Here is a 10,757-nt window from a genome sequence, read left to right on the forward strand (position 1 = left end):
CCGTCCGCGAGCAGGATCGCGTCCCATCCCGAATCGTATCCCATCCCGCCACGCCCTCTTCGTCGAGGTTTTGTCAAAACGGACGAGTTTTGCTGGTCCTCAAACCAGGATAAACGCAACGAGCAAGTCTCTGACCAGTCATGATGGAAAATGCCCCTTGGCAACCTGTCGGCGAGAGGCGAAAAACCCCCGCAAAACTCGTCCGTTTTGACAGAGCCCGGAAACCGCGCGCGAGCGGGGGGCTTTTCAGCCCCCCCTCTTCGCCTTCTTCTCGCAGGGCGCCAGTCGGTCGGCCCTACGCCTTTTTCGTTTCGATCTCAAGCGCACCGGCTCGCTCGCACGAAGCGCACGGGCAGGTCGATCCCACGAACTCGTCGCGACTCGCGCGCGCTTGCTGCTCCTTCTCGACCAGGTTGGCTTTCGCCACGCTGATCATGAGCTTGATGCGGTTGAGCTGGTTCACCTCGGACGCGCCCGGATCGTAGTCCACGGCAACGATGTTGCTTTCGGGATAGCGGCGGCGCAGCTCCTTGATGACGGCGCGACCCACCACGTGGTTCGGCAGGCAGGCGAACGGCTGCGCGCACACCACGTTCGGCGCGCCCGTCTTGATAAGCTCCACCATCTCGGCGGTGAGCAGCCACCCCTCGCCCATCGAGTTGCACAGGCTGAGGATCTCGCTTGCGTACTCGGCCAGCTCGTAGATGTTCGCAGGCGGCTCGAAGCGGCTTGAATCGCGCAGCGCCTTCGTCACCGGAGCACGGAACTTGTCGATGAAGGCAAGGCCGATCCTGCCGCCGAGCGCGCTTTTCGCGCTGCGTCCCAGCGGGTCTTTCTGGAAGATCGACCCCGCTATGCCGAACAGGAAGAACTCGACCAAGCCGGGCACGACCGCTTCGCATCCCTCGCGCTCGATCACGTCGATGACCTGGTTGTTCGCCGTCGGATGGAACTTCACCAAAATCTCGCCCACCACACCGACGCGCGGCTTCGTTCCCTCGCCCTGCAAGGGAAGCGTGTCGAAATCCTCCACGATGCGCCGGGCCGCGCGCTTGAACTCGCTGCGCTTGAGGCCGCGCTTCAGCTGGCCCTTGCACTCGGCCATCCAGTGATCGAACAGGCGGTTCGCGCTGCCCGGCTCCACCTCGTACGGACGCGTGCGATACAGAGCCGTCATAAGCAGGTCGCCGTACAGCACGGCGTACGTGGCTTGAAGCAGCATCTTCGGCGTCACCTTGAAGCCGGGGTTGTCCTCGCCCAAATCCTTGAACGAAAGCGCGATCACGGGCACATGCGGCAAGCCCACGGATGCAAGCGCCTTGCGGATAAGCGAGATGTAGTTCGTGGCACGGCAGCCGCCGCCGGTTTGGGTGATGACGATGGCAAGTTTGTCCGTGTCGTAGCGCCCGGACATGACCGCCTCCATGATCTGGCCCGTAACCAGAATGGACGGATAGCAAATGTCGTTGTTCACGTACTTGAGGCCCGCGTCCACCGCGCCGTGGTCCACCGAGGGAAGCAGCTCGAAGTTGTAGCCCTCCTTGCGGAACACCTCCACCAGCAGGTCGAAGTGGATAGGAGCCATCTGAGGCGCCAGGATGGTGTAGCCCGCGTCCTTCATCTCCTGCGTGAACACGGCGCGGGGGAATTCGGTCGTCGCGCCTTCGCGCTGCTTGAAGCTGGCGATGACCTCGGGCGAGGCCTTCTCCGAAAAGCTCTCGGGCACGGTGATGCCCACCGGGCAGGGGCGCGGCTTGCGCAGGGCGTCGGCGCGCTCTTCGGCTTGGTCCTTGAGCGCGGCCAGCAAGCTGCGCACGCGGATGCGCGCGGCGCCCAGGTTCGACACCTCATCGATCTTGAGCACGGTGTACACCTTGCCCGCACGTTCCAGGATCTCCTGCACCTGATCGGTGGTGAGCGCGTCCAAACCGCAGCCGAAGCTATTCAGCTGGATAAGATCGAGGTCGGTTCGCTCGGTGGCAACCTTGGCGGCAGCGTACAGGCGCGTGTGGTACATCCACTGATCGACCAGGCGAATCGGGCGTTCGAGCTGCCCCAGATGGGCAATCGAATCTTCGGTCAGCACTGCCAAGCCGAAACTGGTCAACAGCTCGGGGATGGCGTGGTTGATCTCCGGGTCGTTATGGTACGGGCGTCCCGCCAGCACGATGCCGTGCGTGCCCGTCTGCTCCATCCACGCAAGCGTCTCCTCGCCCTTCGCGCGGATGTCGCGCTTGAACGCCTCGTCTTCGGCCCAAGCGGCCTCCACCGCCGCGTCCACCTCGGCCTGCGTGGGCGCAGCCGCCGTGCCCATGAGCTCGGGATGGGTTTCGACCAGTTCCACGAACAGGCGCTTCTTCAGATGCTCCTTCTGATCGTAGGGCAGCCACGGATTGAGGAACGGCACCCCGGACGTACGCAGATCGTCCACGTTGAGACGCAATGCCTCGGAATAGCTGGCAACGATCGGGCAATTGAAGTGGTTGCCCGCACCTTGGTCCTCCTGGCGCTCCCACTTCGAGCACGGGAACCAGATGAAGTCGGGACGCTTGTCCAGCAGGTTCATGATGTGACCGTGCGACATCTTGGCCGGGTAGCACACGCTCTCCGACGGCATGGACTCAATGCCCGATTCGTAGGTCTTCTTCGTGGAAGGATCGCTCAAGACCACCTGGAATCCCAGTTCGGTGAAGAACGTGAACCAGAAGGGATAGTTCTCGTACATGTTGAGCGCGCGCGGGATGCCCACCGAACCGCGCGTGGCCGTTTCGGCGGAAAGCGGCTCGTAGCCGAACAGGCGGTTCGACTTGTACTCGTACAGGTTCGGCACGTTTTTGCTTTCGTCGAACGTCCCGGCACCCTTCTCGCAGCGATTGCCCGTGATGAAGCGACGGCGCTTGCCCGTGCGCTCGTCTACGCCGAAGTCGTTGACGGTCAGCAGGCAGTGGTTCGAGCACGCCTTGCAGCGCACGGTTTTATGCGTGGGGGAAAGCGCAGAAAGCTGCTCGAGCGTGAGCATGGTCGATTCCAGCACAGCAGGCGCAAGCGCCTCATCGTCGGCCGAGCTCCACGCCGCAGCCGCCTGACCCCTGCGCTCGCGCTCGGCCATCGCCTCCTGGTACCGGTCGCGCGCAAGCAGAGCCGCGCCGAACGCGCCCATGTTGCCCGCGATGTCGGGGCGCACCGCGTTGACTTCGGACAACTGCTCGAACGCGCGCAGCACGGCATCGTTGAGGAACGTGCCGCCCTGCACGATGACCTTCGAACCCACGTCGTGCGGGTCGCGGATTTTAATGACCTTGAACAGCGCGTTCTTGATGACGGAAATTGCCAAGCCCGCCGCGATGTCGCCGACGGTGGCGCCTTCCTTCTGCGCCTGCTTCACGCGGCTGTTCATGAATACCGTACAGCGGCTTCCCAGGTCAACGGGTCGTTTCGCCTCCACGGCAGCCTGCGCGAACTCCGACACGCTCAAGTTCAAGCCCGTAGCGAAGCTTTCGATGAAGCTGCCGCAGCCCGAGCTGCACGCCTCGTTGAGCATGATGTGGTCGATGACGCCGTCCTTCACGCGCAGGCACTTCATGTCCTGCCCGCCGATGTCCAGGATGAACTCCACGCCCGGCAGCATCTCCTGAGCGCCCCTCAGGTGCGCCACCGTTTCGATCTCGCCCGAGTCGAGGCGCAGCGCCTCCAGCAGCAAGTGCTCGCCGTAGCCGGTCACCGTGGCGTGGCCGATGCGCACCAGCGGCTCGCCCGTTTCGGCGTCCACCGGCATGTCGTTGTACAGGTTGGAAAGCGCCGCGCGAGCGCACCCCAGCACGTCGCCCTTGTTGCTGGCGTAATGCGACCACAGAAGCGCGCCGTCTTCCCCGATCAGAACCGCCTTGAACGTGGTCGACCCTGCATCGATGCCCAGATAGGCCGTGCCGTCGTAGGCCATAAGCTGGCCGCGGCGCACCACCTCGGCATCGTGGCGGCGCTTGAACTCGCGGTATGCGAACTCGTCGGCGAACAGCGGGTCCAGGCGCACCACCTCGGACCCCTGCATGTCGCCAAGGTTCTTCAGGCGATCGAGCACGTCGGCCAGCAGCTCGGCCTTCACGGTGTCGCTTGCCGCGCCGGCAATGGCGCAGCCTCCCGCCACGAACAGGTGCGCGTTTTCGGGCACGATGATGTGCTGGTCGTCCAGGTCGAGCGTTTCGTAGAACCGCTTGCGCAGCTCGGGAAGGTACTGCAGGGGGCCGCCCAGAAACGCCACGTGCCCGCGAATGGGACGCCCGCACGCCAAGCCGCTGATGGTCTGCGTGACCACGGATTGGAAGATGGACGCGGCGATGTCCTCCTTGCGCGCGCCTTCGTTCAGCAAGGGCTGGACGTCGGTCTTCGCGAACACGCCGCAACGGCTTGCAATGGGATAGATGGTCGTGTGGTTGCGAGCCAGTTCGTTCAAGCCGCCGGCGTCGGTGTTGAGCAAGGCGGCCATCTGGTCGATGAACGCACCGGTACCGCCGGCGCACGTGCCGTTCATGCGCTGTTCGATGCCCTGATCGAAGTAGATGATCTTCGCATCCTCGCCGCCCAGCTCGATGGCCACGTCGGTTTCGGGAATGAAGGTTTCCACCGCGGTCTTGGACGCGATAACCTCCTGCACGAATTCGATTCCCAGCCATTGGGCCAGCAGCAAACCGCCCGACCCGGTGATGGCGATGGTCATGCGCTCGTTCCCGAAATCAGCTGCGGCCTCGCTCAAAACCTCGATGATCGTAGCCCGCACGTCGGCGTGGTGACGGCGGTAGACGGAGAATTTGACGTCGTTCGCCTCGTCCAGGATAGCCAGCTTCACCGTAGTCGAGCCCACGTCGATGCCGATGCGCAGTGCGCTGTTCAGCATGGTCTCGTTCACCATGACGTTCTCCTTCGAAGGGGTTGTTTCGTCGTTTCGGTTCATCGTTTCCACCTACAATACAATCGATTCGCCCGGCTTGATGAAGAACAGCCGAACGGCGATCAGCGCCATGTCCTCCGAGCTTTCCTGCATGCCCGTCTCGATCCAGCGCATGATGACGCCCATGTACGCCGACGCGAAAAACGCCACGTAGTACCGCACAAACGGCTCGGGATCGTTGCGGTAGCGTTCGTGCAGGATAGATTGGATCAGGTTCGTGCAAACCGAGTCCCGCAGGCGCGGCGCAAAGCGCACATCGCCGCCGGGACCCAGGACGGCGTGCAGGAAGTCACCCTGTTCGCGCAGGTAATCGTACAGTTCCACCAGCAGGGGCAGCGGCCGCTTCTTGGTCTTGTGCGTCCAAAGGTAAGGAACCGTAAGGTCTTGCATCTGCTCTTGGAAATGGTCCAGATCGGCTATGACCTCGTTTTCGAGGGTAGCCAGCAAATCGTCCTTATCCCGAAAATGGTTGTAGAACGTGCCGCGGTTCAGATCGGCTCGCTCGCACAGGTCGTTTACCGTGATGTCGTCGAAATCACGCTCTTCCATAAGCGCGACGATCGCGTCCCGCAGGGCCTTCTTCGACCGCGTAATGCGCCTGTCTTCGCAGGAGGACGCCGAGGCGTCGCCACGCGTTTCTGCCATGGAGACACTCCTTTTAAACAACTCGATCAATAATGAACAGTTTGTTCAATAACGATATTCTATGGCTTCGCGCACGGAAAGGCAACCGGCGCGGTAGGGAGCGTCGGGCGACGTCATCGAAAAACCAAGCGTGCGGCAAGCCCCGCGCGCCGCTCAAGCATGCGGTACAACCCCGCGCGCACCCGTGCCGCACAGGAAGCGTTCGCTTCGTCCCGGCCGCATTGTCACCCGCAAGCACCGGAATTCGTTGACACGACGACCGCGCCTCCCCTACCATGCGCATACCGAGCGAACAAACGGAGGGTCGATGGGAACCAAAGAGCAGCTGCTCTGCCTGCTGGAAAGCAATCGAGAACGGTACGTGTCGGGAGAGAAGCTTGCCGAGGCCATCGGCGTCAGCCGCAACGCCGTATGGAAGGCGGTCAACGCCCTGCGTGCGGAAGGCTACGAAATAGACGCCGTCACGAACAAGGGCTACGCCCTCTCGCAGGAAAACGACCTGCTCTCGCCCCAAGGCATAGAGCGATTCCTGCCCCGAGACCACCCGTTCAACCTGATCGTCCGCAAGCTTGTGGACTCGACGAACGACGAGGCGCGCCGCCGCGCAATCGAGGGCGCGCCCGAAGGAACCGTCGTGGTGGCCGAGGGGCAGACGGCGGGAAAAGGGCGGCGGGGCAAGGAGTTCTTCTCCCCCACCGCAACCGGTATCTACCTGAGCATCGTGCTGCGGCCCGCCCTGCAAGCCGATCGCGCCCAGTACCTGACCACGGCCGCGGCGGTTGCTTGCGCCCAGGCGATCGAGCACGTAGCGGGCAAGCAGGCTTCCATCAAATGGGTGAACGACATCTATTGCAACGGAAAGAAGGTGGCCGGCATCCTGACGGAAGGCGCCGTGGACATGGAGTCGGGCTGCTTCGACCATGCCGTGCTGGGCATCGGGGTGAACGTGAAGCCGCCCGCGGAAGGATTTCCCGCCCCCCTTGGCGACATTGCGGGATCCGTCTGCGACGCCGACGAAAAAGCCCTGCGCAACCGGCTGGTGGCGGAAGTGCTCGATCGGTTCTGGGACTTGTACCGGCATCTACCCGACCGTTCGTTCTACGACGAGTATCGCCGCCGCTGCTTTCTGCTGGGCGAGCCCATCGTGATCACGCGCGACGAGTCGCGCGTGCGCGCGCGGGCCGTCGACTTGACCGAGGATTTCAAACTGGTGGTAGAGCTTCCGGACAAAACGCGCCTGGAGCTCCCGTACGGGGAAGTGAGCACCGCCCATGCCTAAGCAAGCAGCCGAAGCATCAACCCGCCCGAGCCTGGCGAACAACACGAAAGCCCGCACGCGGTCGCTTGTGCTGTGCGCGCTGTTCTGCGCCTTCATCGCGGTAGGAGCCTTCGTGAAGGTGCCGGTTCCCGTGGTGCCGTTCACCTTGCAATTCCTGTTCACCACCATGGCCGGCCTGTTGCTCGGCCCGCGCTGGGGAACGCTGAGCGTGGCGGCTTACGTTGCGCTCGGACTGATCGGCCTGCCCATCTTCGCGTCCGGCGGAGGCATCGGGTATCTGGCACAGCCGAGCTTCGGCTACCTGATCGGCTTTTGCGCGGGCACGTACCTCACGGCGCGCATCGCGTGGGCGACGCCGCGGCCCTCCATGAAGCGCTTGCTTGCCGCATGCTTCGCCGGGCTGGGCGTGGTCTACCTGATCGGCATGGTCTACTTCTACCTGATCAGCAACTTCGTCATAGGAGCCCCCATCGCGCTCGGGCCCCTTGTGCTGTACTGCTTCGTGCTTGCCGTGCCGGGCGACATCGCGCTGTGCTTCGCCAGCGCCGCGCTTGCCAAGCGCCTGCTGCCCCTGATAAGCCAAAAGCAGGGCCGCGCATGAGCGCCTTCGACCGCAACCCCATCGCCCGATGCGAACGCATCGCCGTCGAAGGCGGCGACCTCAGCCGCGACGATTTGATGGCGCTTGCCGCCGAGCCGCTGACCGACCTTGCCGCGGCCGCGAACCGCATCCGCCAAGCGCGTTGCGGCGACGACTTCGACCTGTGCAGCATCGTCAACGCCAAAAGCGGACGCTGCCCGGAGAACTGCGCGTACTGCGCCCAATCGGCCCACTGGAACGTCTCCGTTCAGGAGTACCCCTTCCAAAGCGTGGACGCCATCGTGGACCAGGCGAAGCGCGACGTCGAAGCCGGCGTGCAAAGGTTCTCGCTCGTCTCATCCGGCCAAAAGCTGTCCCCGCGCGAAGTCGAGCAAGCTGCAAACGCCATATCCGCCGTCAAACGCGCGACAGGCGTTTCCGTGTGCGCCTCGCTCGGCCTGCTTTCGCAGGAGGATTTCGCCATGCTGGCGCAAGCCGGGCTTGAGCGCGTGCACAACAACCTGGAAACCTCGCGCGCGTTCTTTCCCCATATATGCACGTCGCACGGCTACGATGACAAGCTGCACGCGATACAAGCCGCGCGCGACGCCGGGCTGGAAGTGTGCAGCGGCGGCATCATCGGGCTGGGGGAAAGCCGGAGCGACCGCATCGACCTGGCGCTCGAACTGCGCGCGATCGGCCCCGACTCCGTGCCCATCAACGTGCTGAACCCCATTCCCGGCACGCCGCTGGCAAACATGCCGCCGCTCGGGCACGACGAGGTGCTGCGCACGGTGGCGTTGTTCCGGTTCGCCATGCCCGGCACGTCGCTGCGGCTTGCCGGCGGGCGCGCGCTCTTGCGCGAGGCGGGTCGCGACTGCCTGAGCGCGGGCGCAAACGCCCTCATATCGGGGGACATGCTGACCACGGGCGGGTTCACCGTCCTTTCCGATCGGGCGATGGCCGCTTCCGCCGGGTTCTTCGTGCCCGACCCCATCATCTGACGCACCCCGGAGCGCGCCGCCCCGCGCGCGTCGAGCAACCTTCAACCAGAGACGAGGAACTGCATGGATACGACATCGCGCGGCCTGTTCGTCACCGCGACCGGAACCGACGTCGGCAAAACCTACGTGAGCGCCCTCATTTTGAAGCAGCTGCGCGAAGCGGGATACGACGCCGGTTACTACAAAGCCGCCATCAGCGGCATCGAAACGGACGACCAGGGGGCTATCTCGAGCGATGCCTCGTACGTCGCCCGAGTTGCCGGGTTGGACGAGCCCCACGAGCGCTTGGTCTCCTACACGTACCGAACGGCGGTATCGCCCCATCTTGCTGCGCGGCTGGAGGGAAACCCCGTTGACCTGGACGTCGTTCAACGCGACTACGACCGCGCTCGCACCCGGCACGAGCTGGTGCTGGTGGAGGGAAGCGGCGGCATCGTCTGCCCGCTGCGCTGGGACGGCAAGCGCCGCCTCATGCTGGAGGACGTGGTGCTGAAGCTGGGCCTGGGAACCGTCGTGGTCGCCGACGCAGGACTGGGCACGCTGAACGCCCTTGCCACCACAACCCTCTACCTTGCCCAACGCGGCATCGCTTGCCACGGCATCCTGCTCAACAACTACGAAGCCGGTAACCCCCTGCACGAAGACAACCGGCTGATGGCGCGCGAGTTGACCGGGATTCCCACGATCGCTTGCATCCCGCCAGGCGCGCAGGATCTCGACTGCAGCGCTCACTATCTGGCAAGCCTGTTCAACTGACCCGCCGTCGCGCGCGGCAGATCGCGCGGCGCACCCCGCCCGCACCGACCCCGGAAAGGAATCCGCATGGCAACTTGGCAAGAGCGCGACCTCGCGCACATCTGGCACCCCTGCTCCCAAATGAAAGACTACGAGGACTTCCCTCCCATCATCATCGAGCGCGGAGAAGGCGTGCGCCTCTTCGACATCGAGGGGAAGGACTACATCGACATCATCAGCTCGTGGTGGTGCAACACGCTGGGGCATTGCAATCCCGCCATCGCCGAAGCCGTCGCCCGGCAGGCGAAGAAGCTCGACCACGTGCTGTTCGCCAACTTCTCCCACGAGGGCATCATTCAGCTTGCCGAAGAGCTGGCCGCCATCATGCCGGAAGGGCTGGACAAGTTCTGCTTCTCGGACAACGGTTCCACATCGGTGGAGTGCGCCCTCAAGATGAGCTTCCAGTACCACCTGCAAACGGGCCACCCGGAAAAGCAACGGTTCATGTGCTTCTCCGAGGGATACCACGGCGAAACCCTGGGCGCGCTGTCCGTATGCGCCGATGCCACGTACGCGGGCATGTACGCGCCGCTCATGCACCGGTCGCACGTCATCGAAGCGCCCGACTGCTACCGCTGCGCGTACGGCTGCACGCGCGACACGTGCAGCTGCGCCTGCTTCGAACATGCCGAGCAACAGTTCGAGCGGCACGGGCACGAAACGTGCGCCGTCATCGTCGAGCCGCTTCTGCAGGGAAGCGCCGGGATGCGCATGTACCCGCCGCTGTACTTGGAAAAGCTGCGAGCGCTGTGCGACCGGCACAACGTGCACCTCATCGCCGACGAAGTGGCCACCGGCTTCGGTCGCACCGGCACCATGTTCGCCTTCGACCAGGCAAGCGCCTCCCCCGACATGCTGTGCACCTCCAAGAACCTGACCGGGGGTTTTCTTCCCATGGCGGTAACGGCCGTGACCGACGACATCTACCGAGCCTTCTACGCCGACTACTCCGAAGGCAAGGCGTTCATGCACAGCCACACCTACGCCGGAAACCCCATCGCGGCAGCGGCGGCTTTGGCGGTGCAACGCATCATGCGCGAGGATCGCGTGCTCGAGCAGGCCGCTGTCAGGGCGGACCATCTGCAAAGGCGGCTGACCGAGGCGTTCGGCGAACACCCCCATGTGGGAGAGATCCGTCGCTTGGGGATGATCCACGCGCTTGAGCTGGTAGTTGATCGCGACACCAAGGAGGGTTTCGACCCGCGCGATCGCATGGGGTACCGGATCTACCGCCAAGCGCTCGATCGCGGCCTGATGCTGCGGCCCCTGGGCAACGTCGTGTACTTCAACCCAGCGCTGACCATCACCGAAGACGAGCTCGACTGCGCCGTGGAGCGCGCTCGCGGGGCCATCGGCGCCGTGCTGGGGTAAAGCCAGGGCGAAGCGCTCGCGCCATGTCGGGAAGCTCATTGTCGATCCCAAAAAAACTTTTTTGGCCCCAAAAACGCATTTTTTCTTGACAATCCACGCGCACCCCCCACCGGCTAGCAACGGCGGCAACCGCGCCCC

The 10,757-nt window shown here is 64.0% G+C and carries 7 protein-coding genes; 5 read left to right on the forward strand and 2 right to left on the reverse strand.

Annotated features, from left to right (window positions below; translation table 11 throughout):
• Positions 1-295 precede the first annotated feature (295 nt).
• A complete protein-coding gene (locus ACTQZK_RS11400; protein WP_441899677.1) occupies positions 296-4,906 on the reverse strand; it encodes an acyl-CoA dehydratase activase-related protein in 4,611 nt (1,536 codons plus the stop codon).
• Between the two features lie 51 nt (positions 4,907-4,957).
• The gene (locus ACTQZK_RS11405) at positions 4,958-5,590 is read right to left on the reverse strand and encodes a TetR/AcrR family transcriptional regulator (protein ID WP_114566470.1); all 633 of its coding nucleotides are present in this window, start codon (positions 5,588-5,590) and stop codon (positions 4,958-4,960) included.
• A gap of 307 nt (positions 5,591-5,897) precedes the next feature.
• Between ACTQZK_RS11405 and ACTQZK_RS11410 the strand changes: the two genes are divergently transcribed.
• The 5 genes from ACTQZK_RS11410 to bioA all read left to right on the forward strand — a co-directional run bounded on the left by ACTQZK_RS11410 (position 5,898) and on the right by bioA (position 10,619).
• Complete coding sequence (locus tag ACTQZK_RS11410) at positions 5,898-6,869, forward strand: biotin--[acetyl-CoA-carboxylase] ligase (RefSeq protein ID WP_216529003.1); 972 nt, start codon at positions 5,898-5,900, stop codon at positions 6,867-6,869.
• On the forward strand, positions 6,862-7,470 hold the full coding sequence (locus tag ACTQZK_RS11415; RefSeq protein WP_114566468.1) for a biotin transporter BioY: 609 nt from the start codon (positions 6,862-6,864) through the stop codon (positions 7,468-7,470). Before ACTQZK_RS11410 ends, ACTQZK_RS11415 begins: the two co-directional genes overlap by 8 nt.
• Positions 7,467-8,453 (forward strand): biotin synthase BioB, encoded by a 987-nt coding sequence (gene bioB, locus ACTQZK_RS11420; RefSeq protein ID WP_225749886.1) that lies wholly within the window; start codon positions 7,467-7,469, stop codon positions 8,451-8,453. Before ACTQZK_RS11415 ends, bioB begins: the two co-directional genes overlap by 4 nt.
• 63 nt (positions 8,454-8,516) lie before the next feature.
• Positions 8,517-9,209 carry a dethiobiotin synthase gene (gene bioD, locus ACTQZK_RS11425; RefSeq protein WP_216529000.1) on the forward strand — a complete coding sequence of 231 codons (693 nt, stop codon included), beginning with the start codon at positions 8,517-8,519 and terminating at the stop codon, positions 9,207-9,209.
• Between the two features lie 66 nt (positions 9,210-9,275).
• A complete protein-coding gene (gene bioA / locus ACTQZK_RS11430) occupies positions 9,276-10,619 on the forward strand; it encodes an adenosylmethionine--8-amino-7-oxononanoate transaminase (RefSeq protein WP_216528999.1) in 1,344 nt (447 codons plus the stop codon).
• The last annotated feature ends 138 nt before the right edge of the window (positions 10,620-10,757 follow it).

The sequence above is a fragment of the Paraeggerthella sp. LCP19S3_G8 genome, from assembly GCF_052119225.1.
Classification (GTDB): Bacteria; Actinomycetota; Coriobacteriia; order Coriobacteriales; family Eggerthellaceae; genus Paraeggerthella; species Paraeggerthella hominis.

Coding starts and splice junctions, on each gene's coding strand:
- ACTQZK_RS11400 (WP_441899677.1), bottom strand. CDS start 4,906: ATGGTGAACGAGACCATGCTGAACAGCGCACTGCGCATCGGCATCGAC.
- ACTQZK_RS11415 (WP_114566468.1), top strand. CDS start 6,862: ATGCCTAAGCAAGCAGCCGAAGCATCAACCCGCCCGAGCCTGGCGAAC.
- bioB (WP_225749886.1), top strand. CDS start 7,467: ATGAGCGCCTTCGACCGCAACCCCATCGCCCGATGCGAACGCATCGCC.
- bioA (WP_216528999.1), top strand. CDS start 9,276: ATGGCAACTTGGCAAGAGCGCGACCTCGCGCACATCTGGCACCCCTGC.
- ACTQZK_RS11410 (WP_216529003.1), top strand. CDS start 5,898: ATGGGAACCAAAGAGCAGCTGCTCTGCCTGCTGGAAAGCAATCGAGAA.
- bioD (WP_216529000.1), top strand. CDS start 8,517: ATGGATACGACATCGCGCGGCCTGTTCGTCACCGCGACCGGAACCGAC.
- ACTQZK_RS11405 (WP_114566470.1), bottom strand. CDS start 5,590: ATGGCAGAAACGCGTGGCGACGCCTCGGCGTCCTCCTGCGAAGACAGG.